Source organism: Aliirhizobium sp. YIM B11859, assembly GCF_057163345.1.
This window is the reverse complement of the sequence record NZ_JBXHAY010000002.1, coordinates 75,852-101,253: the sequence shown is the minus strand read 5'-3', so window position 1 is coordinate 101,253 and position 25,402 is coordinate 75,852. Positions and strand designations below refer to the sequence as shown.

Here is a 25,402-nt window from a genome sequence, read left to right as displayed (position 1 = left end):
TTGGATTTATAATGTCCTCCGCAGACCGTGGGACAAATCTATCGGTTGGCTTGAGCCTAGACCGGCAGCGGCGCAGCCGGGTTGACCAGCCCGGCCTCGCGCAGCTCCCGCCAGAAATCGGCAGGCACCGTCTCCTTCAGCGCTGCACTGTCTTCCGCAATGCGCGACGGCTGACTGGCGCCCGGAATGACGGCGGCGACGGCCGGATTGGCAAGCGAGAATTGCAGGCCGGCAGCCTTCATGCTGACCCCGTGGCGGTCGGCGATCGCCTTGATCTTTGCGATCTTCTCCTTCATCCACGGCGTCACCGGCGCATATTCGAAATTCGGCCCGCCGACCAGCGCGCCTGAACTGTAGGGCCCGCCGACAACGACACCAAGACCTCGTTCGGCGACGATCGGCATCACCCTTTGCAGCGCCTTGTCGTGATCGAGCAGCGTATAACGGCCGGCCAGAAGAAAGGCGTCCGGCCGCGGTTCGTCGAGTTCGAGCACCAGTTCGATCGGCTCGACCTTGTTGACGCCCAGCCCCCAGGCCTTGATCACCCCTTCGTCGCGCAGCCGGTCGAGCGCCTTGAAGGCGCCATTGCGGGCTTCTTCGAATTTCTCCAGCCACCGGTCGCCCCAGAAATCCTGGGCAAGGTCATGCACGAAGGCGATCTCGATATGGTCAGTCTTCAGCCGTTTCAGACTGTCCTCGATCGATTGCAGCGTCGCGTCGTAACCATAGTCGTTGACGACCTTGTTCGGCCGTCCATGGGCAAACACACCGGCCTTTTCGCCCTGTTCGCGGGCGCTGAGATCCTCGATCTCGTCGAGGATCACCCGGCCGACCTTGGTCGAGATCACATATTGGTCGCGGGGGCGGCCGGAAAGCGCCTCGCCCATGCGGATTTCGGCAAGCCCCGCGCCGTAAAACGGCGCATTGTCATAATAGCGGATGCCGTCATCCCAGGCGGCCTTCACCGTGGCGAGCGCTTCCTCTTCGGGAATGTCACGGAACATGTTGCCGAGCGGGGCGGCGCCAAAACCGAGCCGGCTTGGCAGGATATCCTTCAGCGTCATTGTCGGTTCCTCATTGTAAATCGTTGAAATATCAGCCGAGATCGGCCGGTTCGAGGACGAAGGCGGTGCGTTCGGCAAGGTCGCCGATCTTCGCCGCGTAATCCTTGAAATGGGGCGTCTCGCGATGGGTGGCAACCGCTGCGCTGTCGACATAAAGCTCATCGAGCACGAAACGCTCGGGCGCCGCCGGATCGCGCCAGACATCCCAGCGCAGATTGCCCGGTTCCGCCCGGCACGACGGCGCCATGCCGGCAAGCAGCGCCTGCAGCGCTTCGGTCTTGCCTGCCTTCGCAACGAGGATCGCGACGATCTTGGCGGTTTGGGTGTCTTGCGTCATGCCGTATTTCTCCGTTCAATCTTCATCACTTGCATAAAAGCCCCCTCCCAACCCTCCCCACAAGGGGGAGGGCTCAACCTGGCCTCGCCGTTTACGCTCAATCGAGGCCGGAGGTTGCCGCAAGTCTTCTCCCCCTTGTGGGGGCTTGAAGAGCGGGCGGAGACGCGTGGCTCCGCCCCGGCAGCCGGCAGGCCAGAGGGGGTATGCCGAGAAGGCCGGCCGGCGGGGTATTGTTTCCACGAAAGCACAAGTTTTCACGCCGCCGCCCTGCGGTCGAGTGCTGCGATCAGGGCTGCCGCGATCGGGTGATCCGACTTCGGGTTCTGGCCGGTGATCAGCTCGCGGTCAATGATCACGTAAGGGTCGAAATCGACAGCCGTCTTGTGCACCTTTCCGCCGGCTGCCGTCAGTGCCTCGATCATGTTGAAATAGAGCTTGGCATGCAGAATATACTCCTCGACGACCTTTTCTTCGGTGTCGGAAAACACGGTCATGTCATAACCGGCATATTGCCAGCCCTTGGCCCATTCGCGTGCCTTTTCGATATCGCCGGCAATCAGCGCCGAGCGGAATTCGCGGGCATGCGGCATGGCTGCGACGGTTGCCATCGGTCCATGGCACAGATAGGCGGACGGTTTAGCCTTTTCGTGGAAATGCCGCGCGATCTCGCCCATGTCGGGATCGATCATCAGGTCGACCACCGGACCCTGGCCGCCGGGCACGAAGATCGCGTCAAATGTGTCCAGTCCCTGTTCGATCGCCCCGCGCAGCGTCAGGCCGGTATTCATCGAAGGGTCCTCGGCCCAGAAGGCCTTCGCCTGTTCATAGGCTTTGACGTCGCCGCCGAAATGGTCGGCGCTGTCGGAGGCTTCGTCGATATGCGGCTTTGCGCCGGTCGGCGTTGCCAGCACGACTTCGTAGCCGGCATCGATCAGTGCCAGCATCGGCACCACTGTTTCGTTGAGATATTGACCGGTTGCACCGGTACGGCCATCCCTGGTTTCGATCCGGGTCGCGTTGGACCCGATGATCAGTACCTTGCCCTTGCTCATCGTCTCTCTCCTTCGAGCTGTGTTGTCCCTCTTGGACAGGCAGACGATGCGCCTCCTCGATACATTTCGGAAATTTATTTGTATTATTCTAGATATGCATCCAGAAGCATAACTGAATAGGCTCGCTCTTCGAATGCGTTACGACCTGAACCTCCTGCCGGTCTTTGTCGCCCTGATGGAAGAGCGCAATGTTACCCGCGCAGCGACCCGCCTCGGCATCACCCAGCCGGCCCTGTCCAACACCCTCAACCGGCTGCGCGAGACCATGCATGATCCGCTGTTCATCCGCGAACGGTACGGCATGCGGCCGACCCAGCTTGCCGAGGAAATGGCGCCGGTGATTGCCGAGGCGCTGGCAAGGCTCGACGAGGTGATCCTCGGCCAGCAGGAATTCGATCCGGCAAGCGCCGAGCGGTTGTTCACCATCGCCCCCAACGATTATGTCGAATTCGTTCTCGTGCCGGCGGTGGTCGCAAGGCTCGGTGAGGTGGCGCCCGGCATCCGGTTGAAACTGACGCCGTTCGGCAGCGATCTGGTCGAGACCGGCGTGATTTCCGGCACGACGGCGCTGGCGCTCGGCCGTCTCGTCGACCCGCCGGACAATGTCGTGGTCCAGCATCTGATGGATGACGGCCTGGCCTGCGTGCTGCGCACCGACCATCCGGATATCGGCGACAGCATTTCGCGCGAAGAGTTCGAGCGGCTGAAACATATCAACATGCTGCCGCCCGGTCGCCTGCGCGCCGGCCTGTTCCAGCCGCTGGAACGCCAGGGACTGAAGCGCGACGTCGCCGTCTCGGTCACCCATTTCCTCGCCATTCCCGAACTGATCGCGGTGACGGACTACTGCACCACCTTGCCGACGCTGATCTGCCGGCGCATCGCCAAGGACCGACGCCTGAAGGTCCTGGCCCCGCCGGTCGATCTGGGCACGTTTCCGGTGCAGATGGCCTGGCATGTCCGCTACCGCAACGATCCGGCGCATCGCTGGCTGCGTTCGCTGATTGCCGAGGTTGCAAAGGAGATCACCCGCTGAACATCGGTCGCGACTGCCGCCGGTTCATCACCATTGCGAAAATTAGCATTACGTCTGCGCCAGGAATTAACGAAATCGGGGTATCGTCACTTCATTGAATGGGGATTGAATGATGATGCGGGCGCGACGGTTACGAGTAATCGCCCTGGGGGCTTTGCTGGCTGTCCTGGGGGCGATAGCGCCGTTGGCCGTCATGGCCTATGCCTCCTGGCAGATTGCCATCGGCAAGCAGCTCGATGCGCTCGATCAGGCAGGCCGTATGGCCGTTACAAGGGCGGAGCGTACCTTTTCCGAAGCGCGGCAGGTGTTGACCGATATCGAGGCCTCGAAGGTCTCCCGCTGCTCGTCGGCTCATGTCTCGCTGATGCGGATCTTTACCGTCAATACCGATGCCGTCAGCGAAATCGGCTATTTCGAAAACGACACGCTCAAATGCACCTCCTGGGGCGCAACCATGGGCGAGATTGCCAAGTCTCGCATCGATTACACCACGCCGTCAGGCATGGGCATGACGCTGCGCATGCAGCCGACCGTCAGCCTCGGCAAGAAGATGACCGCGCTTTATCTCGGTAGCCACAGCGTTCTGGTGGCGCCCTCGCGTTACACTGATATCGGCCTTGCACCAGATCTTTCGCTCGCGCTGCTCGGCGTCGGCGGCCAGCTGATCGACAGCCGAAACAATGCCGATGTGCTGTTTGCCCAGCGTCATATCGGCAAGGAGCCGCGCGGCGTCGATGGCGACCGCATGTATGCATCCGTTGCCGGCAAGGGTGTCGTTGCCGTGGTGACCGAACCCGTCAGCATGATCTATGGCCGGCTGCGGAGTGAAATGGTGCTTCTTCTGCCCGCCGGCCTGTTCATTGCCGTCTTCATCGTCGGTCTGGTGATCCTGATGTCGAGGCGTCGCCTGTCGCCCAGGGCCGAGCTGGAATTTGCCGTGCAGAACCGCGAATTTGTCGTGCACTACCAGCCGATCGTCGAATTGAAGACGAATATCTGCGTCGGCGCCGAGGCGCTGGTCCGCTGGAAACGACCGGATGGTTCGCTGGTGCGGCCCGACCTCTTCATTCCGCTCGCCGAGGAAACCGGACTGATCCGGCCGATCACCGATCAGGTCTGCGAGGCGGTGGTTCGTGATCTTGGACCTCTGCTGGTTCAGGATCGCGGATTGCATGTGGCCGTCAACTTGAGTGCCGACGATATCCGCACCGGTCGTTTCCTCGACATGATCGCCACGAAGCTTCAAGGCACCGGCATCCGCAACAACCAGATCTGCCTGGAGGCGACCGAACGCGGCTTCATCGATATCGACGCCGCACGACAGACCCTGGCGCGGGCGCGCGCTGTCGGACACTCCGTCGCCATCGACGATTTCGGCACCGGTTATTCCAGCCTGCAATATCTGGAGGGCCTGCCGACGGATGCGCTGAAGATCGACAAATCCTTCATCGATACGATCGGCAGGGCCACCGCCACCAGCTCGGTGACCGCCCATATCATCGGCATGGCCAGGGGGCTCGGCCTGTTCACCGTCGCCGAAGGCATCGAGACGGAGGAGCAGGCGGCCTATCTGCGCGACAAGGGCGTCGACCTCGGCCAGGGCTGGCTGTTTTCCAAGGCGCTGGAAGCGGATGATTTCATCGCCTTTCAGCGCCGGTCGAAGCAACAGTTCGGCGCCGCCCCGGAAGTTCTCCAGCCGGCGGCCTGAAAGCGCCGGACACCCGGCCTGGACGCCTGAAAGACCTCACGTTTCATAGGGTTGATGCAATTCTTCTAACCTATCCTTCACACGTCGTGGTTAGATAGGGCGCAACAGGAATTTCTAAGGACATGAAGGCCTTGGACGACAGACAAAGCATGCTGCAGGCGGCACGGCTGATGGAAATGGCGGGCGTGCTCGTGGCGGTCTATGACCCTGACGACAGGCTGCGTTACGCCAATCAGGCGTTTCGCGCGGCTTGGTTCATCGACGAAGACGAATATCCGCTCTGGCCGGACCTGATGCGCCGCAATTTCCACGCCGGGCGCGGCACGGTCATCAAGGCCGCCGATTTCGAAGCCTGGCTTGCCTCCACCGTGTCACGGCGCGGCAAGGCCGGTTTTCGCGCCTTCGAGACCGACCTTCACGACGGCCGCTGGCTGTGGATGACGGAGACCATGCAGGCCGATGGCTGGATGCTCTGCGTTGCAAGCGACATCACCTCGATCCGCTCCGACGAACGAACCCTCAGGCAGGACCGCGACGAGGCGATCAAGGCGGCCCAGACCGACGAGCTGACCGGCGTGCCGAGCCGCCGTTTCGTCATGGCCAAGCTCAACGATCTGCTCGCGATGCGGGCCGACCCGTCCGGCCATCTTGGTTCGGTTGCCGTGCTCGACATCGACAATTTCAAATATATCAACGACCGCTTCGGTCATTCGGTGGGGGATGCGGTGCTCAGGGATTTCACCGCCACGCTGCAGCGGCATGTGCGCAAGACTGATGTGCTCGGCCGCGTCGGCGGCGAGGAATTTGTCCTCATCCTGCCCGGCACCCTGCCGCAGCAAGCCGAAATTATCGTCGGCCGCATGCTTGATGCGGTCCGGCTGTCGCGGCCGGTGCCCGACCAGCTGAGCTTCCGCTACACATTTTCCGCCGGTATTGCCTGCGCCGATGGCGGCGAAAAGGCAGACGATATCTACCGCCGCGCCGACCTTGCGCTTTACGCCGCCAAAATGCGCGGTCGCGACCAGATCAGCATCGATCCTGAGGCCCGGCTCGGCTGATCCCGCTCAAAGCCGTTCTGTCGACGGCATCTCGCCAAGCGAAGGCAGGACCGCGCGGATATGTTCGCCCAGCATGGCGGCGGCGGAGGACGGGCGATTGTGCGAAAATTCCAGTGCGATGCCGATCGTCGGCAGGGGCGGCAGGCCTTGCGCGACGATATGCAGGTCGGCCGGCACGGCGGTTTCGGTCAACACGCTGATCGCGTGCCCCGACCTTGCGATCGCCACCAGCCCGGCAAGGCTGTCACTGGCAAATGCCACCCGGTAGCGGCGATTGACCGCCTCCATCGCATCGCAGGCAGCCCGGTGGTCGAGCGTCGCAGGCGCCGACAGCGCCAAGGGCAGGATCTCGCTGTCGAGCACGTTCGGTTGAGGCCGGTCTGCTACCCAGACGAAACGCTCGCGGCGGATGACATCGACTTGTTCGGCATCGGCAAGCGAGACCAGCGCCATGTCGATCTGCCGCCGGTGGAGGAGGGGTCTCAGCCCGATCGTCGGGGCGCAGACCATCCGCAACTCCACCTCCGGATGGATGGCGCAAAATCCTTTCAGCAATTCCGGCAGGAAGGCGATTGAATAATCTTCCGGGCAACCGAGGCTGACCGAACCCTTCAGCGTCGCACCGCTCATATCGGCGAGAATTTCGTCATGCCGGCCGATCAGCGCTTCGGCATGCACGCGCAGCCGCTCGCCGGCGGCCGTCAGCCGCACGCCCGCGCCGGTCCGCTGCAAGAGCGCCTGGCCGACCTGATCGGCAAGCCGCTGCATCTGCATGCTGAGTGCCGACTGGGTGCGCCCCACCTGCATCGCCGCCGCACTGATCGATCCGGTGCGGGCGACCGTGACGAAATTCTTCAAGAGGTCGAGATCGAGCATGGCGCCAACGATATCAGAAAAATCGATATCGGATTGAAATACTATCAATTGGACCGGGGTGCCAGCCGCTTGTTACTTTCTCGATAAAGGACCATTCAAGGGGAAAGCTGCCATGGACAATGCCGCAAGCAAGACCGTTTCGCAAAACGAAGATCCCGCCTTCTGGGCCGATGCGAACAAGCACCTGACCCGTTACGGGCCGGCTTTCGAGGAAATCATCGTCGAGCGCGCCGAAGGCTCTTACGTCTACGATGCCGATGGCCGCGCCATTCTCGACTTCACCTCCGGCCAGATGAGCGCCGTGCTTGGCCATACCCATCCGGATATCGTCTCGACCGTCAATCGCCAGATGGCTTCGGTCGCCCACCTGTTTTCCGGCATGTTGTCCCGCCCGGTCGTGGACCTTGCCACAAGGCTTGCCGCACTCGCTCCCGGCCTCGATCGGGTACAGCTCCTGACCACCGGTGCCGAAAGCAACGAGGCGGCGATCCGCATGGCGAAGCTCGTCACCGGCGGCCATGAGATCGTTGCCTTTGCCCAGAGCTGGCACGGCATGACGGGTGCTGCCGCATCCGCCACCTACAGCGCCGGCCGCAAGGGATATGGCCCGGCCTCGGCCGGTTCCTTTGTCATCCCGGCGCCGAATGCCTATCGTCCGCGCTTCAAGCATCCGGACGGATCCAACGACTGGCAGGCGGAACTGGATGACGCGTTCCAGCTGATCGACAACCAGTCGACCGGCAATCTCGCCGCCTTCATTGCCGAGCCGATCCTGTCGTCTGGCGGTATTCTCGAACTGCCGCTCGGTTATCTCGCGGCACTCAAGACGAAATGCGAGGAGCGCGGCATGCTGCTCATCCTCGACGAGGCCCAGACCGGCGTCGGCCGCACCGGCAACATGTTCGCCTTCCAGCGCGACGGCGTCACGCCCGATATCATGACGCTGTCGAAGACGCTCGGCGCCGGCCTGCCGCTGGCCGCCGTGATGGTGAGCGCGGAGATCGAGGAAAAGGCCCATCAGAAGGGGTTTCTGTTCTACACGACCCATGTCTCCGACCCGCTGCCGGCCGCCGTCGGTGTCAGCGTTCTCGATGTCATCGCCCGCGACGGGCTTGTCGAACAGGCGGTGATCCGCGGCAAGCGCCTCAAGGACGGGCTTTTGTCCCTGCAGCAGCGTTTTGAATGTGTTGGCGACGTACGCGGCCGCGGCCTGCTTCTCGGGCTGGAAGTCGTCACCGACCGCCACACCAAGGCACCGGGCTTCGAACTCGGCGCCCGGATCATGGAAGAGGCGATGCTCCGCGGCCTTTCGATGAACATCGTCAAACTGCCCGGCATGGGCGGCGTTTTCCGCATCGCTCCGGCGCTCACCGTCTCCGACGCCGAGATCGACCGCGGCGTCGAGATCATGTCCGACGCGATCGAGGCGGCCCAAAGAGGATAGGCCTTTTTGGACAAGACCCGGAGGAATGCGAAAGGAGCGGCGGGGGCGAGCCCTCAGGCCGCAAGCTTCGAGCGGCTGTGAATGGCGACCGTATCCTGCCCGAGCCGCAGGATGCGGTAGGAAGCGGCCGTAAACATCGTCTCGATGTCCTGTGCATCTTCCGGCGTCATCGCTTCGGACTCGTAGATCACCAGGGTCGGCGCAAGCGCCTTGAAATCGAACTGCCGCAGGATCATCGCGTCGAAACCTTCGGCATCGAGCACGACGATGCCGGGCGGTCTGGCACAGGTTTCGATCAGCCTGTCGACCGAGACCAGCGGCACGGTGATTTCGCGGATATGTGCCTCGGCACCCGGGACCCGCCGGGCGCGGCTGGCAACCTCCTCGCGGCTGAAGCTGGAAGAGCCGTGCAGCCAGGCGGGAACGATCGGATCGTCGGCATCGAACGTATAAAGCGTCAGATGCCCGTCACCTTGCGAGACGCCGGCATTGACGAATGTCAGGCCGTCGACAGCCCGATAGGTGCCTTGCAGCTTGTTGAAATAGATCGGGTGCGGCTCGACCAGCACGCCGCGGAGTTTTGTCGTGTTGACCGCCAGATTGAGCGGATCGGCATATTGGCCGTCATGCGCGCCGATCTGCAGGAAATAATCGGCGCCGTCGGCCTTCACCGCCTGCATCACCAGCCTTTCCACCGGCTTGGGCGTCAGCAGACCGTTCGCATAAAGCCGAGTGCGGATCCGCGCCTTGGTATGGGATGTAAGCCGTCTCGATATCTGCACGCGCAATTCTTTGAGCATCGCTTGCGTCCCCCTGGCCGCATTGAGACTGAAGACACCGCCCGTACCGGCACAGTAAAGGCTGCCGAGATGATTGGCCCGCGCAGTGTCGCAAGCGGGCCTATCCATAGGGTTAAGGCGAACGCTTAAATTTCCCCTGATGGTTGATCAGGGATTTCAACGCTGCCGTGCGCCAAAGCCGGTCAGACGTCCGACGCCCCAGAGACGGCGCGCCTTGCCGCCATCCGGCAGTACCCGGGTTGCCGTCAGCCCGATGGCGAGGATCAGCGCGGTCATCGTTGCACCGCCTGGGGCAATCGCCAGCGGCGCCATCCAGCCATTGGTGGCCATCATGCAGCCGGTGAGGAAAAGCGGCCAGCCATAACCGGGCGACAGCGATCTCTGCGGTTTCGAGCACAGCCAGAGGATGATGAAAAACAGCAGGAACCCGGTCAGCCCGAAATCGAACCAGACGCCGAGAGGACCAAGATCGCCGGCAAAGATCTGGAATTTGCCGAGGAAGGGTTTGGTCAGGTCGATATCGGGCGAGATGCCGAAACCCCAGAGGAAATCGGCCATGATATGCTCCCGCACGATCACATATTCCATCGCCCTGTATGCGCCTGACGTATCGCCGGAAAAAAGCTCGTACGGATTGAAGGATTGCACCACCATGCCCGACATGACGAAAAGCGTGCCAAAAAACAGGATCGATCGGGAGATGATGCTGATCGTTGAGGGTTTCGGTTTCAGCAGGAATGCCAGTGTCAGGCAGAAAATGCTAAGCAGATAGACGCGCGACAGCGACAGGACCGAAGCCGAGGCGGCAAGGCCGAAGAAGAAGGCGTTTCGATAGGTTAGCGCCGTACAGATCTTCACCAGCCAGTAGAAATAGGTGAAGCAGGCAAGGCCGCTATAGAGGAAGATACGCGCGCCGCGCTCCGCATCCGACGACACGATCGCCGCAAGCACCTGGCCGGGCAAGGCGCCGGCCATCTGCAAGACCGAGGCTGCGGCAAAGAAGGCGCAATAGGCGGTTCCATACCCGACGAGGCATTTGAGCAGGTAGCTGCGCCCGCCGGACAGGCATATACCGGCAAAGGGTATGAAACAGAGGATCCAGATGAACTGGAAAAACGTGTTCGGATTGACTGGCAGCCACAGTTTTTCGGCAAACACGGTCAGCTGGTTCATCACCAGCGCCACATAGGCGGCGGCAAGCAGCGGCAGGATGATGCGACCGCGGGCGGTGATGTAGAGGCAGTAGAAGGCGATCGTTGCGGCGCAGGCGCCGAGCAGCATCGACTGCAAAGAGGCGACGCCGATGACGCGGTAGAGACGGGAGGCAAACAGCAGATCCGCGCCCAAAAGCACATGGGTAAGCACCCTGTGAAGCGCAAATTCCGCTTCTTCCAGAGGTTCCACGGCGGTGCGGCTATATCCCATTTCAGGTCCGTTGTTTCAGTCCAGCGGACATGTGGCCGATGAACTGCTCGTTGTGTTAAGGCCGGGCCGCTCCTGCAGGTCAGGATAGCCGTTATACAAGGCGGCCGGCAAGTGCAATGCGGTCATTCCGGCAAGAGCCAAGGGCAATGCCGATCTCTGGCCGGAATAGTGCCTGCATTTTGGCGGTGAGCCATCAATTGCGGGAGCTTACCCCAAAACAGTCTATCGCTTCTTTCCCAAATGGCGAGACAAATGAGAAGACTTGGTAAAAGGCCGAAGGCTCGGTGCTCTTCCTAAGAGCAGAAGGTGAGGACTTGTCGATTTATCATCTGGTGTAGAGTGTCTGAGGCGCCGGCAAGAGTATAGCTCGAGCATATTTCAACCTATAACGTTGATGAAGGCTGGGTCTTCGTTGACTTTTGTTTCAAATCCCCGGATTGATTTGTTAATGTGTCGTTAATTGCCGACGCTCACGCTGTTCCCGATTGGATCATCGGACGCCGGAATTAACGTCAAACGCCCTGCGGGAGGACCGCCGAGACTGGCGGCATGCTTTTGGGGAAGGGCGGCATGGCGACCGATCAGATTATTGCAGCCGGGGATATACTCATGATCCGCAGGGTCTATTGGCAGCTTAGGACAAAGGCTCCATCGGCGGGCGCCGATCCGAAGGTGCTTGCGGCCAATCTCGTCTACCTCTACCGCATCGGTGTGAGAGAGGAAAAACAGTTGCTGGAACTCGCACCCTATGTGACCTGAGGGTCTCGTCGCGCGGAAAACCGCCGGCACGATCTCCGCCGCATCCGGTTATGATCTATTTCCGTGGCTTGACGGCGGTATTTCCAGTTCCTGCACAGGTTCAGATCTGTTGAAAGCGCTAATTAAGCATAAATGAATATAGGATGGCACGAAAACGGATGTCCCCCGTTTCCGTGCCATGCGAAACCTCGACACATCATATCGCGGCATCGTTTTCGACCGCGCCGGCAATTTCGGATTGATGACCGCCCTTATCCTGCCGGTTCTGCTTGGCGGTGCGGGGCTGGCGATCGACACCACCAACCTGATGTTGTCCAAGCGGCAATTGCAGGAGGCGACGGACGCGGCAGCGCTTGCCGTGTCCGGGGCGATGGCCAATGGCTCCGATACGACGGCCGGCCAGACGCTTGGAAAGAATTTCCTGGCGGGCCAGCTTGCCAATTACATGGGTAGCACCGACATCGCGGCGATCAAGAACGCCACCACCGTCGACATCACCACCAAGACCGATGCATCGACGGGCGCCAAGAGCTACGTCGTGGCCGTCAATTCGCTCGCCAATATCACGCTCACCCCGCTGACCGGCATGTTTGCCGGGCAGACCATGGCGGTTTCCGCTGCAAGCAATACGGTCTCGGGTGCCGGTAGCGGCACGGGAAGCGGCTCGGCGCCGGCCAGCAACGGCATATCCATGGACATCCTGCTCGACGAGTCCGGCTCGATGGCCGACAACACGACGACGGTGAAGGGCACCAAATGTGTCCTGATGCTGCTCAACATCTGCCTGTCGTACCAGACCACCTACGTGACCAAGATCGAGGCGTTGAAACAGGCGGCGACCACGCTTTTCGATGCACTCGACAAGTCCGATCCGGCGACCCGTTTTATCCGCACCGGAACGATCTCCTATACGAACGGCATCAAGGGCCAGTCTTCGGTGGCCTGGGGCACGGTGGGGTCGCGGCAATATGTCGGCGCCATGACGCTGAGCCCGACCGGCGGCACCGATGCGACGGCAGCCGTGACCACGGCGACCACCAATATCCAGAAGAACCAGTACGGCACCGATACCGAGAGCGTCGAACAGGCCAAGAAGAACAACAAGACCTCCGACCGGATCATGGTTCTGATGACCGACGGCGAAATGACCGGCAACAGCACGATCTGGAGCCAGAAGCTCGACCAGAACGTGCGCAATGGATGCGACGCGGCCAAGGCAGCCGGTGTCAAGGTCTACACGATCGCCTTCATGGCACCCGACCGCGGCAAGGCTCTGCTCAAATATTGCGCCACCAGCGACGCCAATTATTACCAGCCGGAAACCATGGATACGCTTGTCGCCTCGTTCAAGGCGATTGCCGATAACGCCATCAAGCCGGTCAACCGGCTGATAAACTGACCTCGTCTCGACACGATATCCGGCCGATCGCACCTCGCACGGGAACCGGAATGGTTATGCAATGTTGTGTTTTTGAATGAAGGAAAGGAACCGCCATGCAGACCCAATCTGAGCACAAAACCCACGCGCTTGAACTGGCACAGGAATATCGCCGGCTGGGCGGAACGCGGCTTGCCAAGATCGATGACGACATAATCGAGACGCGCCTGTGGGACGAGGAGCCTTATGTGGCGGCCCAGTTCTGGCGCGAACAGGTCGAGGTTCTCGACGACCGATCTCAGGCGGAAGTCGTCAGCCACCTGAAAACCCTCAATTCCTGATCTCTGACGACACCCGGTGTCGAGAGCGCAGTACGGGTTGAAAAATTCATGTCTCCCAGGGTGAAAGCCGCCCCGCCCCGGAGGGTCATGCAGGCCGAAAGCCTGGCATGATCCACCGGGGTGAAGGATCGGATCGGGCGTCAGAATACCGCCAGGTATTTCAGCAGCGAGATGATGCCGATGATGATGACGATCACGCGGGCGATCTGGCGCATCTTTGCATCGAGCGGCAGCATGTTGATCAGATAGAGAACCAGCACGATCACCAGGAAGGTGATCAGGATGCTGATCAGAAGTGACAAACCCATAGCCCCATTCTCCGTATTTGGCGGCGCGTCCTGCGCCGATCACAAAACTGTAATTATGAGCCGATGCTGAAAAGGAAAGGGGTGCCAATAAGATAGCGGCTGGTTTGTAGCGTCTGGACAAGCCGCCGGCCGGCCAAGGCGGCAAATATCGCAAAAAAAGGCCCGCATTGAGCGAGCCTTTCGATGCAAGTACCTGCGTACTCAGCTCTTTTTCAGTGTCGCCGAGGACGATCCGTTGGTGCCGCGCCAGCTGTAGTTGACGGTGTCGCTGCCCTTCGGCGTCAGCGTCACCTTGGCGCCTTCGGCATGGGTGATCGATACCGACGACTTGGAGACCGAGGAACTGCCGATCGACTGCGACTGGCCGTTCGACGACCAAGACAGGACCTTGCCCTTGGCGATCTTGATCACCGTGCTGCGGCCGTTGGCGGCCTTGCCGCTCCATGTGCCGTCCCAGGCAAAATCGGCGGCCGACGCCATCGGCGCGACAAACAGGGTTGCTGCGGAGAGAAGGGAAATGGAAATCAATGCACGTCTTACCAACATGGTGCCCCCTTGGCTGTGATGTGAACATTGGAATGGCTAGCAGGCCGCCGGCGAGGCGGCTTCCCCCGAATGGGGGAGGATGTCGGTGCTTGTTCGCCGGTCGCAATATCCCATATTGGGCATGACGATTATCGCCCCGATGGAGGCAGCCCTTGTTCCGCTTTGACAATTCCTATGCACGCCTGCCCGACAGGTTTTTTGCCTCCGTTTATCCCGAGCCGGTCGACGGGCCGAAGCTTTTGAAATTTAACGAGGCTTTGGCGAAGGATCTGGGCGTCGAAGCGGATTTTTCCGATCCGGCCGTTGTTGACGCCGGACGTCTGGCGGCCACCCTTGCGGGCAATGTCGTGCCGCAGGGCGCCATGCCGCTTGCCATGGCCTATGCCGGCCACCAGTTCGGCAATTTTGTGCCTCAGCTCGGCGATGGCAGGGCGATCCTGCTCGGCGAAATGGTCGATGCCCGCGGCATGCGCCGCGACATCCAGCTGAAGGGGGCAGGCCCCACGCCGTTTTCAAGGCGCGGGGATGGCCGTGCGGCACTCGGGCCGGTGCTGAGGGAATATATCGTGTCGGAAGCGATGTTTTCGCTCGGCATACCGGCGACACGGGCGCTGGCAGCGGTTGCCACCGGCGAACAGGTTTTTCGCGAGACGGTGGAGCAGGGGGCGGTTTTCGTCCGCGTCGCAGCAAGCCATGTACGCGTCGGCACGTTCCAGTTTTTTGCCGCCCGCGGCGATATCGACGGAGTGCGGACGCTTGCCGACTATGTCATCGACCGCCACTATCCCGAGCTGAAGGGTGCGGAAAATCCCTACGCGTCGCTGCTGCAGGCGGTGGCCTTCCGCCAGGCGGACCTGATTGCCCGCTGGCTCGGCGTCGGTTTCGTCCATGGCGTGATGAACACCGACAACATGACGATTTCCGGCGAGACGATCGATTTCGGCCCTTGCGCCTTTCTCGACGAATACCACCAGATGAAGGTGTTTTCCTCGATCGACCAGGGCGGCCGTTACGCCTATCGCAACCAGCCGGGCATCGGCCAGTGGAATATCGCAAGGCTTGCCGAATGCCTGGTGCCGATCATCGACGAGGATCAGGACAAGGCGGTCGACATCGCCAATACGGTGCTGCAGCAATTCGGCGAACGGTTCCAGAGCGCCTGGATCGCCGTGTTCCGCGCCAAGATCGGGCTGCGGACAGAGGCGGATGGCGATGCCCAGCTGGTCCAGGACCTTCTCTCGGCAATGCAGCAGGACGAGGCCGATTTCACCCTTGTTTTCAGGGCATTGGCCGAAGCGGCGGAAGGCCGGGACGAAGGGTTCCTGGCGCAGTTCGCCGCTCCTGAAAAGGCCTTGGAATGGTTGGCGTCCTGGCGAACGCGGCTGGCCGCGGAAACCGCATTCGATGCCGGCAGGGCGGTTGCCATGCGTGCCGTCAACCCGGCGATCATCCCGCGCAACCACCGCATCCAGGAAGCGATTTCGGCGGCCAATCACGGCGATCTCTCCTTTTTCGAGCGCCTGCTCGAAGCGCTTGAACATCCATACGAGGAGCGTCCGGAATTTGCCGACTTCATGACCCCGCCGACCCAGGATGAACGGGTGACCCGGACATTCTGCGGCACGTGAAAGTCAGCGCAGGCGGCGCCCGTCCGCATCGATGACCGCTTCGCCGTCCTCCTTGGAAAACGGTCCCTTGTGGCTGTCCGGCAGGATATCGAGGACGAGTTCGGAGGGCCGTGCCAGTCGGGTTCCGAGCGGGCTGACGACGAACGGCCGATTGATCAGGATCGGGTTTTTCAGCATCGCCTCGACAAGCGCATCGTCCGACAGCGACGGATCGGCAAGCCCGAGCTCCGCATAGGGCGTGCCCTTTTCGCGGATCGCCTGACGCAAGGTGAGGCCGGCATCCGCGACCATCGCCACGAGCTCATCGTGCGATGGCGGCGTCTTCAGGTACTCGATGACGGTCGGCTCGATGCCGGCATTGCGGATCAGCGCCAGCGTGTTGCGCGACGTGCCGCAGGCCGGATTGTGATAGATGGTGACGTCCAAATTCCTTACGCCTCCAGCCCGGCAATTGCGGCTTCGATAGCGGGAATGACCTCCTGGCCGAGCGGCAGGATCGGGCGGGGCGGCTTGGCGGTCGAAAGCCCGAGCATCTCGGCGGCGGTATAAACGACCCTGAGGCTTCCATGCGTCTTGAACAGCGTCCAGAGCGGTGCAAACAGACCGTCGAGGCGGGCGACTTCCGCCTTGTCGCCGGCAATCGCTGCTTGGGCGAGCGCAAGCGCCGGTTTCGGCAGCAGGCCGGCCACGACGCTGTACCAGCAATCCGCGCCGGCAAGCAGGGCTTCGGCGCAACCCCAGTCGCCGCTATAGCCGATGGCGAAATTGGCCGGCGCGACGGATCTCAGCCGGGCGATCTCGCCGCTGAAATCACCGTCCTTCGGCAGCGGCATCTTCACCGCGCTGATATTGGCAAGGCCGGCAAGCCGCTGGATCAACGCCTCGCTGAAGGAAAAATGCGTCGTTGACGGGTTGTTGTAGATCGACAGCGGCAAGTCGGTCGCCGATGCCACGGCCTCGAAATGGCGAAAAGCCTCTTCTTCGGTGAGCGGTGTGTAGGAGACCGGCGCAAGCAGCAGCGCATCGGCGCCGACGGATTGCGCATCGCGGGCAAGTGCTGCGGCATCATCGGTGCGCAGCGTGCCGACGCCGACGATCAGCGGCAACCTGCCGCCGACACATTCGACCGCGGCGGTGATTGCCCGGCGACGCTCTTCCCGCGACAGATACATGTAGGTGCCGGTGCTGCCGAGCAGCCCGATAGAACCCGTGCCGGCCTCGACGATGCGTGTCAGAAGGCGCTGCAGCGCATCGGTATCGACGCGGCCAGCCTCGTCTGCAGGTGTCATCGGGAAGGCGGAAAGACCGGTAAAGGCAGCAGCAGTGACAGGCATCAGGAACTCCGGGGGATGATCGGGCCGCCACTATGGGGGAAGGCGCCATAACCGCAAGGGTGCAGATCACCCGGTCGGCAGAGCCAGCCATGCCTTTGCAGGAAAAATATCGAGATAGGAAAATAATCCTTGACGGCGTGACGGTGCTTTGCTAGGTTTCATGCATGGTCGAAGAGCTGCGCCGATGGCGCCCCGTCAACGACCAGCCAATCCCTTTTGCCTGTCCGAACCTGCCGAATGAAAACCAGCGCTGCGTGCCGCAAGGCCGCCGGCGTTTTTTCGTTTGCGCGATCAGGAGCCGTCATCATGTCCGATCCGGATGAATTCGAAGATTTCGATCCTGGCCTGTTCGGCCTCTGGGAAGAACGGCCGCTTTACGGCCGAGATATCCGGATGGATGACACGGCGCTGGCGAACGAGGTGAGGGCGGTGCTCGAGGTGAAGTCGGCTGATGGCATGGCCGCACCGGGCGACGAGCTGCGGCAGCTTCTGAACGAAATGACGACCGAGATGCGGGCACAATTCGCCACCTTCCGCGACCTGCGGGAAGTCGCGGGCAAGGCCCTGTCGGACGGTGACGATGCGGCCCAGAAACTGGCCCGTGCCGACGTCAAGGCGGCAACCGACGCGATGAGCCTGATCGTCCGCACGCTTGAAAAGATCGACAGCCTGCAGCGCCAGCTTGCCCGCGACCGGGAAATCCAGGCCGAACGGACGGCCGATGCCGGCGGTTACGAAGAAGCCAAGGCCTGCTTCGTCAAGATGATTGAGGACCGCGCCAATGAAACCGCGTACCGGCTTTACGCCGAGTGGAAGCTTACCGGCCCACCCGCAGCCATATTCGAGAGGTTCGCGCGTGAAACCGCCAAGCGCAAGGACGCGTCGGCTGGCGCAGGAGAAGGTCGAATCCCAGGCGCAGAAGGCCTCCATTCGGATGGAGCGGGAAACGATGGTGATCTCTGCGACGCGTGAGATCGCCGTCAGGGCAGGTTCAGGCATCGCCAACCTTGCAAACGCGATCGGCAAAGGCAGTCCGGTGACGCTGGATGTGGAACGCGACCCGGTCTCCCCCCTTGTGGGGGAAATGTCATCGAAGATGATAGAGGGGGGGATCGGCACCGCAGATTGCAAAGTTATGGATGACAGGCTGGGGGGAACACCCCCCTCTGTCCCGCCAGACACCTCCCTCGCAAGCGGGGAGACCGAGACGGAGCCGCCGCCGGCAAACCATCCTTCTCAGGAGCAAGTCGGCCAGCAGCCTTCCGACCCCTTCCATGCGTTCCAGATCGGCCACGGACGCGACTGGGATCTTGGCGGCCGCGACGAACAGAAGCCGCCCGCTGGCGACTGGCGCACCTGGCTGATCATCGGCGGGCGTGGGTCGGGCAAGACGCGGGCAGGCGCGGAATGGGTGCATGCCATCGCGTCTGCCGCAGGCCGCTCGGATCTGCGGATCGCGCTGGTGGCCGAGACTTTGGGCGATGCCCGTGAGGTGATGATCGACGGGGTGTCGGGCATCTGCCGGATTGCCCGCAGAAACTGCCCGGATTTCGAGATCTCGCGCCGCAGGCTGATCTGGCCGAATGGCGCGGTGGCGCAGATCTTCTCCTCCGAGGACCCGGAAGCCTTGCGCGGGCCGCAGTTTCATTTCGCCTGGTGCGACGAGATCGGCAAATGGAAACATGCCGACGAGACATTCGACATGCTGCAGTTCGGCCTGAGGCTGGGAAACGATCCGCGCCAGCTGGTGACGACGACGCCAAGGCCGGTACCGGTCCTGAAACGGCTGATCGCCGATCCTTCGACACGGCTGGTACGGATCTCGACCGGCGACAACCGCAAAAACCTGGCGCCGGGTTTCATCGAGGCACTGGAGCGGCGATATGGCGGCACAAGGCTCGGGCGGCAGGAGCTGGATGGCGAACTGATCGAGGATCGTGAGGACGCGCTGTGGCGCCGCGACGAGATCGAGGCCTGCGTCATCCGCCAGCTGGCACCGCTCAGGCGTATCGTCGTGGCGGTCGATCCGCCTTCCGGCATGGGGCCGAATTCCTGCTGCGGCATCGTCGTGGCCGGGCTCGATGCCGATGGAAGGGCGGTGGTGCTCGCCGATCGTTCGGTGGAAGGCGCCTCACCGGCCGCCTGGGCGCAGGCCGTGGTCAAGGCCTATCGGCGTTTCGAGGCAGACAGGGTGGTGGCCGAGGTCAATCAGGGCGGCGAGATGGTCGCGGCGATGTTGCGCAGCATCGACGTCGCCCTGCCGATCACCATGGTGCGCGCAACGCGGGGAAAATTCACCCGCGCCGAACCTGTAGCGGCGCTTTACGAACAAAGGCGCGTCGCCCATGCCGGGCGGTTTATCGAACTTGAGGATCAGATGTGTGATTTCGGCCCGGACGGGCTGTCGTCAGGTCGATCTCCCGACCGGCTCGATGCCCTGGTCTGGGCGCTGACGGCACTGGTTCTGGAGGGACAAAGCGAGCCGCGAGTACGCGGAATGTGATCACCCTGATCGCGGCCCGGAAGTGTTTTTCAGCGCTGGCTGGGCTGGCGCGACGGGGTTTCCTGGATCTGTTTCCATTCGGATTCCAAACGGTCCAGAACGTCCTGGGGGATCGGTTTCGAAGGGGCTGGCTGAGCCTGCTGTTGCATCATCATGATCTCCTTTCCTGCTGCGCTGCACCATCATGGGAAGCGCCGACATAACGTCGCATGCAGACATTGGTTCCATAGCCCGCAACGAAAGTAAATCGGCCCCTAAGCCGTTAAAACGATTTAGTTTTCTTAAACCGATTAAAACTCGCAAAAGTGGTAAGGGGGTAAGCTTAACATGGTGGCGGATCGGCGTGCTTTTTTCCAGACGCTGCGCAAAAGCCCGTTTGGCGGGCGTCTGAACGGTGCCGCGGTCTGCGGCATGGAGGCAATTCTCGACGGCTGGGAGAAGCTGCCTGAAGCGGCCCGAAACGAGGCGGGTGGCGATGATGCACTGGCCTATATTCTGGCGACCGCCTTTCACGAGACGGCAGCGACCATGCAGCCGGTGCGCGAGACCCTGGCAAAGAACGACAGCGAAGCTGTCCGGCGGCTGGACAGGGCGTTTGCGGCCGGACGGCTTGCATCGGTGAAGACACCCTATTGGCGGCTCGACGACGAGGGGAAGACCTGGCTCGGCCGCGGTTTCGTGCAACTGACCCACAGGCGCAATTACCAGGCGATGGCGGCACTGACCGGCATCGATCTTGTGGCTGATCCGGCCCGCGCCATGGAGCTGGAGGTGGCGGTGGACATCCTGATCGGCGGCATGCGGGCCGGCAGCTTTACCGGCTGCAGGCTCGGCGACTATTTTTCGCCGGGCAGGACCGATTGGCCAGGTGCCAGGAAAATCATCAACGGCACGGATCGGGCGGCGCTGGTGGCGGGATATGCCAGGGCATTCCGCGCGGCGATGCCGGAGGCACATTGATGCGGGCCGGGCTGCGTGTTAGCAGGCGTCTGGTTCGAATGAGGTTGCTGCGGAGTTCAGATGATACGCCATATCGTGTTTTTCACGGCCAAGGCCGAGAACCTTGAAGAGGTGCGCGCCGGGCTTTCGCTGCTGACCGCAAACCCGCATGCCTCGCTTCTGGAAATCGGCACCAATGTGAAGACCGACCAATGGGGCACCGATGTCGATTTCGTCGTCTACGGCGAATTCGAGGACGAGGCGGCACTCGCAGCCTACAAGGCGCATCCGATCTACAATCTGTCGACCGAAACGGTGCGGCCGATCCGCGAGGTGCGCATCGCCGCCGATTACGACAGCGACAAGGCGGCAAAGACGCCGCTGCGCTAGGCCGGCCGCGCACCCGTCTGTCTCTACGCAGTTCGGCGGCGACACGCCTTGCCGTTTCGCCGGAATGGCTCTGGATAAAAGGACTTTTCGAGATGAAGTCTCCCTTTCGCCTGCCGTGGTTTTCCACGGGGGAACGCAAAGCCATGCCCGCTGCCCAATCGGGCGAGGTGAAGATGGCGCCCGGCACGGCTTCCGCCTTTGCCGTCTTGTCCGGCGAGGCGTCGGCATATTGGTCCGGCCGCTCTTATGCGGCGCTGGCGCGCAGCGGGTTCATGAAGAACCCGGTCGCCCATCGGGCCATGAGGATGGTCGCCGAGGCGGCCGCGGCTGTGCCGTGGCTCGCCTATCGTGGCACTGCCGAAATCGCCGACCACCCGGCACTTGCGCTTCTGACGCGCCCCAATACACGTCAGGGCGGACCGGATTTTTTCGAAACGCTGTATGGCCACCTGCTTTTATCCGGCAATGCCTATGTCGAGCCGTTGATGATCGGCGGCACCCTGCGCGAACTGCATCTGCTGCGGCCCGATCGGGTAAGCGTCGTCGAGGGGCGCGACGGCTGGGTGGCGGGATATGATTACCGCGCCGGCAACGGCACGCGCCGGCTGCCGGCCGAGGTCGACGATGGTCGCCTTGCGCTTTTGCACTTGAAGCTGTTTCATCCGCTCGACGATCATTCCGGCTTTTCGCCTCTTGTCGCGGCGGGCGCTGCCCTTGACCTTTCCAATGCGGCCGCCGGCTGGAACAAGGCGCTTCTCGACAATTCCGCACGCCCCTCCGGCGCGCTGGTCTATCAGCCGAAGGATGGCGGCAATCTTTCCGCAGAAGGGTATCAGCGGCTGAAGGACGAGCTGGAACAGGGGTATTCCGGTGCCGTCAATGCCGGCCGGCCACTGCTGCTTGAAGGCGGGCTTGACTGGAAGGCGATGGGTCTGTCGCCCAAGGACATGGATTTCATCGAGGCGAAAAATGGCGCGGCGCGCGACATTGCTTTGGCCTTGGGCGTGCCGCCCATGCTGGTCGGCATCCCCGGCGACAATACCTATGCCAATTACCAGGAGGCCAACCGCGCCTTCTATCGGCTGACTGTTCTGCCGCTGATCGCCCGCACCGCCGCAAGCTTTTCCGCCTGGCTGGCGGACATCCATGACGGGCTGAAGCTGGAGCCGGATCTCGACCGGATCGCCGGACTTTCGAGCGAACGTGAGGCGCTGTGGTCAAGGGTCGGGGCCGCAGGTTTCCTCACCGATGACGAGAAGCGCGAGGCGGTGGGCTATTGAGGGAAAACCTTTTTGGGCGCAATTTTTAATACGCGGTATTACAAACGGAGGCTGCCGTGCCGGACAGGAAAAACATCGACAACCCCGCCGGCAAGACCAGTGCCGAAAAACCGGCCCTGTCCGATCCGATTACACTGCGCGTTCCCGAAGACATTCTCGCCGATATCGAAAAGATCGCCAGAGGTGAAACCGTCGATGCGGAGGAATTTTTCGCCGAACTGCTCGGCGGAAAGAAGAGTGACGCTGCCTGATGCGGATCACGCTCTCGAAAAATGCCGGTCTCTTTCTCAAGAGCGAGCAGCACTATCTGGAGCAGTTCAACCCGCGTGCGGCGGACGCGGTACTATCGCAGGTGCGGGCAGCACTTCGCCTGCTCGCCGATTATCCCGAAGCCGGCATTCCTCATGCTGCGCTTGATGGCCGGCGACGCTTCGTTTCGGGCGATTATGTGATTGACTAGCGGATCAGGGGAAACCGTCTGGAAGTCTCGCATATTCGTCACGGCCGGCATTGCCGCCGCATCTCGGTGATGAGGACGAGCCGGAATAGGCAGGTGAGGCAGGGTAGGCAATGGGCCTGCTTCTCACTCAACCTCTTAACCACTCGACTCAACCTGTAAAAGATGCCGGCCAAGCGATTCTCGTTGTTGATGAAAGCCGGATGGCGATGGATTTTCCATCTCGCCGGACAGGCTGTTGCCGCGGCTGCGCCACCGTCGCGCCGCCCCCTCTAACCGACAAGAGATTAACAATGGCTGACCTCGGGCAGGATCCGGGCGCGATCCTTGGCGTCTGGGCGGCAAAGACGGCGGGTGCCGCCGCCGGCGCCGGCATATCGCTGATCTATCTTCTGCCGAAAAGCCGTCGCGAGGCGGCGAGCCGGTTCTTGACCGGACTGACCAGCGGCCTGATCTTCGGTGGTCCGACAGGCCTCTGGCTGTCCGAGCGGCTGGGCATTGGCGGCTCGATGTCTGCACCGGAAACGATGCTCGCCGGATCGGCTGCCGCGAGCCTCTGTGCCTGGTGGGCGCTCGGGGCCCTGTCGCGGCTGGCGGAAAGGTATGGCGGCAGGCGCTGACATTCCGGTCTCTCCCGTCAAGCGGGGGATCGGCAGCTTGCGGCGCCGCTGTGCCCCTTCCGGGTCGCCATCATGTCATTCATTCGAGGAGACCCACATGCACGCTTCCCGCGGGCACCGCCCCGCCATGCGCCCGACCGCGCGCAAATTCGCCAATCTCGAACTGGCCGGCATAACTGGCGACGGCACGTTTTCCGGTTATGCCAGCGTCTTCGGCGAAGTCGATCTCGGGAAGGACCGCATCGAGCGCGGCGCCTTCCTGAATTCGCTCGTCTCACGCGGGGCGCCGGGTGTGCGGATGCTCTACCAGCATGATCCGAACGAGCCGATCGGTGCCTGGAAGACGATCCGCGAGGATGCCCGCGGACTTTATGTCGAGGGTGTTCTGGCACCCGGCGTCGGCCGCTCCCGCGAAGTGTTCTCGCTGATGAAATCCGGCGCGCTCGATGGCCTGTCGATCGGCTTTCGTACGGTCAGGGCGCGCACCGATGCAAAGACCGGGGTGCGGCGCATTCTCGAAGCCGATCTCTGGGAAATTTCCGTCGTGACTTTCCCGATGCTGCCATCGGCACGGGTCTCCGACGTCAAGCATGCGCGGTTCTTCCGCGACCGGGAAACCGAACTCGTCCGCCAGATGCGGCGGGCGGCGAAAATGATGTTCACCTCAAGCTTCAAGGGAAAATCGATATGACGGACGGGATCATGCAGGGACATAAGCCGGCACCGGAAGTGAAGGCCATACCGGAGACCGTGACGGCGGCTTTCGACGAGTTCATGGAGGCTTTCGAGGCCTTCAAGGATGTCAACGACCGCAGGCTCGGAGAGATCGAGCAGAAGCTGACCGCGGACGTCGTCACCCGCGACAAGGTCGATCGCATCAACCGGGCGATGGACGACCAGAAGAAGGTTCTCGACCAGCTGGTGCTGAAAAAGGCGCGGCCGCAGCTCGGATCTCCCCGTGGCGCGGCCGAGCTTTCACCGGAGGCGGTGGAACACAAGGCAGCCTTCGATGCCTATGTCCGCCGCGGCGACGAGGCCGGGCTGCGTGAACTGGAGGCGAAGGCGATGTCGGCCGGCAGCGGCGCCGATGGCGGTTATCTGGTCCCCGACGACACGGACAGCGAGATCGGACGACGTGTCTCGGTCGTCTCCCCGATGCGGGCGCTGTCGACCGTGCGCACCGTCTCGAGCGCGGTTCTGAAAAAGCCTTTCGCCACCGCCGGCCTTGCCACCGGCTGGGTGGCCGAGACGGCGGCGAGACCACAGACCAATGCGCCGCAGCTTGCCGAACTTTCCTTTCCGACAATGGAACTCTACGCCATGCCGGCGGCAAGCCAGGCACTGCTCGATGATGCGGCGGTCGATATCGAGGCCTGGATCGCCGGCGAGGTGGATATCGTGTTTGCCGAGCAGGAAGGCGATGCCTTCATCCGCGGCGACGGCGTCAACAAGCCGAAGGGATTTCTCAGCTATACGGCAGTGGCCGACGGTTCCTGGAGCTGGGGCAATCTCGGCTATATCGCAACCGGGGCCGCAGGCGCCTGGAAAACCACCGGCCCGTCCGACACGCTGGTCGACGCGATCTATTCGCTGAAGGCGGGCCACCGGCAGAACGGCACCTTCATGCTGAACCGCAAGGTGCAGGCCGATATCCGCAAGTTCAAGGATGCGGACGGCAACTACCTGTGGCGCCCGCCGGCTGCAGCGGGTCAGGCCGCCTCGCTGATGGGCTTCCCGGTGGCCGAAGCGGAAGAAATGCCGGATGTGGCGGCGGGTTCGCTCTCCATCGCCTTCGGTGATTTCCGCTCCGGTTATCTCGTCGTCGACCGGGCGGGCATCCGCATCCTGCGCGATCCCTATTCGGCCAAGCCCTATGTGCTGTTCTACACGACGAAACGTGTCGGCGGCGGCGTGCAGAATTTCGAGGCGATCAAGCTGGTGAAATTCGCAGCGAGCTGAGGAGCTGCGGACGGCCCCCCTCACCAACAAAATCTACGACTTAGCTGAAGCTAAGATCGTGATTTTGTAACCTCTCCCACCAAGGGAGAGGTGGGCCGCCGAGATCGCCGCACCGTACCTCTCCCCCTCGTGGGAGAGGAAGCAATTTCGACATCTTAGC

Annotated in this window: 29 protein-coding genes; 18 read left to right on the top strand and 11 right to left on the bottom strand. The window is 62.1% G+C overall.

Going from position 1 to position 25,402, the window contains the following annotated elements; genetic code table 11:
• Nucleotides 1-56: 56 nt before the first annotated feature.
• From AC2GXZ_RS06695 to AC2GXZ_RS06685, 3 genes are all read right to left on the bottom strand, one after another.
• A complete protein-coding gene (locus AC2GXZ_RS06695) occupies nucleotides 57-1,064 on the bottom strand; it encodes an aldo/keto reductase (RefSeq protein ID WP_483758379.1) in 1,008 nt (335 codons plus the stop codon).
• A gap of 31 nt (nucleotides 1,065-1,095) precedes the next feature.
• Entirely contained in the window at nucleotides 1,096-1,401 is a 306-nt protein-coding gene (locus AC2GXZ_RS06690; protein WP_483758378.1) for a putative quinol monooxygenase, read from the bottom strand.
• A 254-nt stretch (nucleotides 1,402-1,655) separates the two neighbouring features.
• Complete coding sequence (locus tag AC2GXZ_RS06685) at nucleotides 1,656-2,453, bottom strand: DJ-1/PfpI family protein (RefSeq protein WP_483758377.1); 798 nt, start codon at nucleotides 2,451-2,453, stop codon at nucleotides 1,656-1,658.
• Nucleotides 2,454-2,586: 133 nt separating this feature from the next.
• Here AC2GXZ_RS06685 and AC2GXZ_RS06680 point away from each other — a divergent pair, with 133 nt between their 5' ends.
• The 3 genes from AC2GXZ_RS06680 to AC2GXZ_RS06670 all read left to right on the top strand — a co-directional run bounded on the left by AC2GXZ_RS06680 (nucleotide 2,587) and on the right by AC2GXZ_RS06670 (nucleotide 6,255).
• Nucleotides 2,587-3,489: a LysR family transcriptional regulator gene (locus tag AC2GXZ_RS06680; protein WP_483758376.1), complete on the top strand. Its 903-nt coding sequence runs from the start codon at nucleotides 2,587-2,589 to the stop codon at nucleotides 3,487-3,489.
• A gap of 109 nt (nucleotides 3,490-3,598) precedes the next feature.
• Nucleotides 3,599-5,197, top strand: a complete 1,599-nt coding sequence (locus tag AC2GXZ_RS06675) for an EAL domain-containing protein (protein WP_483758375.1) — start codon at nucleotides 3,599-3,601, stop codon at nucleotides 5,195-5,197.
• A gap of 122 nt (nucleotides 5,198-5,319) precedes the next feature.
• A complete protein-coding gene (locus AC2GXZ_RS06670; protein ID WP_483758374.1) occupies nucleotides 5,320-6,255 on the top strand; it encodes a GGDEF domain-containing protein in 936 nt (311 codons plus the stop codon).
• Between the two features lie 6 nt (nucleotides 6,256-6,261).
• Here AC2GXZ_RS06670 and AC2GXZ_RS06665 read toward each other — a convergent pair whose 3' ends face one another.
• The gene (locus AC2GXZ_RS06665; protein WP_483759368.1) at nucleotides 6,262-7,131 is read right to left on the bottom strand and encodes a LysR family transcriptional regulator; all 870 of its coding nucleotides are present in this window, start codon (nucleotides 7,129-7,131) and stop codon (nucleotides 6,262-6,264) included.
• Nucleotides 7,132-7,243: 112 nt separating this feature from the next.
• On the opposite strand from AC2GXZ_RS06665, the gene AC2GXZ_RS06660 reads away from it, so the two are divergent.
• Entirely contained in the window at nucleotides 7,244-8,575 is a 1,332-nt protein-coding gene (locus AC2GXZ_RS06660) for an aspartate aminotransferase family protein (RefSeq protein WP_483758373.1), read from the top strand.
• 53 nt (nucleotides 8,576-8,628) lie between these two features.
• On the opposite strand, the gene AC2GXZ_RS06655 is transcribed toward AC2GXZ_RS06660, so the two are convergent.
• Both AC2GXZ_RS06655 and AC2GXZ_RS06650 read right to left on the bottom strand, forming a co-directional pair.
• Nucleotides 8,629-9,375 carry an FkbM family methyltransferase gene (locus AC2GXZ_RS06655; protein WP_483758372.1) on the bottom strand — a complete coding sequence of 249 codons (747 nt, stop codon included), beginning with the start codon at nucleotides 9,373-9,375 and terminating at the stop codon, nucleotides 8,629-8,631.
• Between the two features lie 156 nt (nucleotides 9,376-9,531).
• Nucleotides 9,532-10,800: a hypothetical protein gene (locus tag AC2GXZ_RS06650; RefSeq protein WP_483758371.1), complete on the bottom strand. Its 1,269-nt coding sequence runs from the start codon at nucleotides 10,798-10,800 to the stop codon at nucleotides 9,532-9,534.
• A gap of 570 nt (nucleotides 10,801-11,370) precedes the next feature.
• Between AC2GXZ_RS06650 and AC2GXZ_RS06645 the strand changes: the two genes are divergently transcribed.
• From AC2GXZ_RS06645 to AC2GXZ_RS06635, 3 genes are all read left to right on the top strand, one after another.
• Nucleotides 11,371-11,559: a hypothetical protein gene (locus tag AC2GXZ_RS06645; protein WP_483758370.1), complete on the top strand. Its 189-nt coding sequence runs from the start codon at nucleotides 11,371-11,373 to the stop codon at nucleotides 11,557-11,559.
• Nucleotides 11,560-11,737: 178 nt separating this feature from the next.
• Entirely contained in the window at nucleotides 11,738-12,958 is a 1,221-nt protein-coding gene (locus tag AC2GXZ_RS06640; RefSeq protein ID WP_483758369.1) for a pilus assembly protein TadG-related protein, read from the top strand.
• 95 nt (nucleotides 12,959-13,053) lie between these two features.
• A complete protein-coding gene (locus AC2GXZ_RS06635) occupies nucleotides 13,054-13,278 on the top strand; it encodes a hypothetical protein (RefSeq protein WP_483758368.1) in 225 nt (74 codons plus the stop codon).
• Nucleotides 13,279-13,418: 140 nt separating this feature from the next.
• On the opposite strand, the gene AC2GXZ_RS06630 is transcribed toward AC2GXZ_RS06635, so the two are convergent.
• Complete coding sequence (locus AC2GXZ_RS06630; RefSeq protein ID WP_162706419.1) at nucleotides 13,419-13,586, bottom strand: Thivi_2564 family membrane protein; 168 nt, start codon at nucleotides 13,584-13,586, stop codon at nucleotides 13,419-13,421.
• Between the two features lie 201 nt (nucleotides 13,587-13,787).
• The gene (locus AC2GXZ_RS06625; RefSeq protein ID WP_483758367.1) at nucleotides 13,788-14,132 is read right to left on the bottom strand and encodes a hypothetical protein; all 345 of its coding nucleotides are present in this window, start codon (nucleotides 14,130-14,132) and stop codon (nucleotides 13,788-13,790) included.
• 152 nt (nucleotides 14,133-14,284) lie between these two features.
• Here AC2GXZ_RS06625 and AC2GXZ_RS06620 point away from each other — a divergent pair, with 152 nt between their 5' ends.
• Nucleotides 14,285-15,760 carry a protein adenylyltransferase SelO gene (locus tag AC2GXZ_RS06620; RefSeq protein ID WP_483758366.1) on the top strand — a complete coding sequence of 492 codons (1,476 nt, stop codon included), beginning with the start codon at nucleotides 14,285-14,287 and terminating at the stop codon, nucleotides 15,758-15,760.
• A 3-nt stretch (nucleotides 15,761-15,763) separates the two neighbouring features.
• On the opposite strand, the gene arsC is transcribed toward AC2GXZ_RS06620, so the two are convergent.
• Entirely contained in the window at nucleotides 15,764-16,186 is a 423-nt protein-coding gene (gene arsC, locus AC2GXZ_RS06615; RefSeq protein ID WP_483758365.1) for an arsenate reductase (glutaredoxin), read from the bottom strand.
• Between the two features lie 5 nt (nucleotides 16,187-16,191).
• Nucleotides 16,192-17,094, bottom strand: a complete 903-nt coding sequence (locus tag AC2GXZ_RS06610; protein ID WP_483758364.1) for a dihydrodipicolinate synthase family protein — start codon at nucleotides 17,092-17,094, stop codon at nucleotides 16,192-16,194.
• Between the two features lie 306 nt (nucleotides 17,095-17,400).
• Between AC2GXZ_RS06610 and AC2GXZ_RS06605 the strand changes: the two genes are divergently transcribed.
• Together AC2GXZ_RS06605 and AC2GXZ_RS06600 are read left to right on the top strand one after the other, a co-directional pair.
• Entirely contained in the window at nucleotides 17,401-18,066 is a 666-nt protein-coding gene (locus AC2GXZ_RS06605; protein ID WP_483758363.1) for a hypothetical protein, read from the top strand.
• Nucleotides 18,044-19,597 carry a DNA-packaging protein gene (locus AC2GXZ_RS06600; RefSeq protein WP_483758362.1) on the top strand — a complete coding sequence of 518 codons (1,554 nt, stop codon included), beginning with the start codon at nucleotides 18,044-18,046 and terminating at the stop codon, nucleotides 19,595-19,597. Before AC2GXZ_RS06605 ends, AC2GXZ_RS06600 begins: the two co-directional genes overlap by 23 nt.
• A 29-nt stretch (nucleotides 19,598-19,626) precedes the next feature.
• Here AC2GXZ_RS06600 and AC2GXZ_RS06595 read toward each other — a convergent pair whose 3' ends face one another.
• Nucleotides 19,627-19,752 carry a hypothetical protein gene (locus AC2GXZ_RS06595; protein ID WP_483758361.1) on the bottom strand — a complete coding sequence of 42 codons (126 nt, stop codon included), beginning with the start codon at nucleotides 19,750-19,752 and terminating at the stop codon, nucleotides 19,627-19,629.
• A gap of 172 nt (nucleotides 19,753-19,924) precedes the next feature.
• Here AC2GXZ_RS06595 and AC2GXZ_RS06590 point away from each other — a divergent pair, with 172 nt between their 5' ends.
• The 8 genes from AC2GXZ_RS06590 (at nucleotide 19,925) to AC2GXZ_RS06555 (ending at nucleotide 25,242) form a co-directional block, all read left to right on the top strand.
• Nucleotides 19,925-20,557, top strand: a complete 633-nt coding sequence (locus tag AC2GXZ_RS06590) for a hypothetical protein (protein WP_483758360.1) — start codon at nucleotides 19,925-19,927, stop codon at nucleotides 20,555-20,557.
• A gap of 60 nt (nucleotides 20,558-20,617) precedes the next feature.
• Nucleotides 20,618-20,926 (top strand): Dabb family protein, encoded by a 309-nt coding sequence (locus AC2GXZ_RS06585; RefSeq protein WP_483758359.1) that lies wholly within the window; start codon nucleotides 20,618-20,620, stop codon nucleotides 20,924-20,926.
• Between the two features lie 92 nt (nucleotides 20,927-21,018).
• Entirely contained in the window at nucleotides 21,019-22,206 is a 1,188-nt protein-coding gene (locus tag AC2GXZ_RS06580) for a phage portal protein (protein ID WP_483758358.1), read from the top strand.
• 56 nt (nucleotides 22,207-22,262) lie between these two features.
• Nucleotides 22,263-22,457, top strand: a complete 195-nt coding sequence (locus tag AC2GXZ_RS06575) for a hypothetical protein (RefSeq protein WP_483758357.1) — start codon at nucleotides 22,263-22,265, stop codon at nucleotides 22,455-22,457.
• Nucleotides 22,457-22,666, top strand: coding sequence for a type II toxin-antitoxin system RelE/ParE family toxin (locus AC2GXZ_RS06570; RefSeq protein ID WP_483758356.1), 210 nt, complete (start codon nucleotides 22,457-22,459; stop codon nucleotides 22,664-22,666). The genes AC2GXZ_RS06575 and AC2GXZ_RS06570 overlap by 1 nt, the downstream gene beginning before the upstream one ends.
• A 290-nt stretch (nucleotides 22,667-22,956) precedes the next feature.
• Entirely contained in the window at nucleotides 22,957-23,283 is a 327-nt protein-coding gene (locus AC2GXZ_RS06565; protein ID WP_483758355.1) for a DUF6107 family protein, read from the top strand.
• 97 nt (nucleotides 23,284-23,380) lie between these two features.
• Nucleotides 23,381-23,974 carry an HK97 family phage prohead protease gene (locus AC2GXZ_RS06560; protein WP_483758354.1) on the top strand — a complete coding sequence of 198 codons (594 nt, stop codon included), beginning with the start codon at nucleotides 23,381-23,383 and terminating at the stop codon, nucleotides 23,972-23,974.
• Entirely contained in the window at nucleotides 23,971-25,242 is a 1,272-nt protein-coding gene (locus AC2GXZ_RS06555) for a phage major capsid protein (RefSeq protein ID WP_483758353.1), read from the top strand. Before AC2GXZ_RS06560 ends, AC2GXZ_RS06555 begins: the two co-directional genes overlap by 4 nt.
• Nucleotides 25,243-25,402 lie beyond the last annotated feature (160 nt).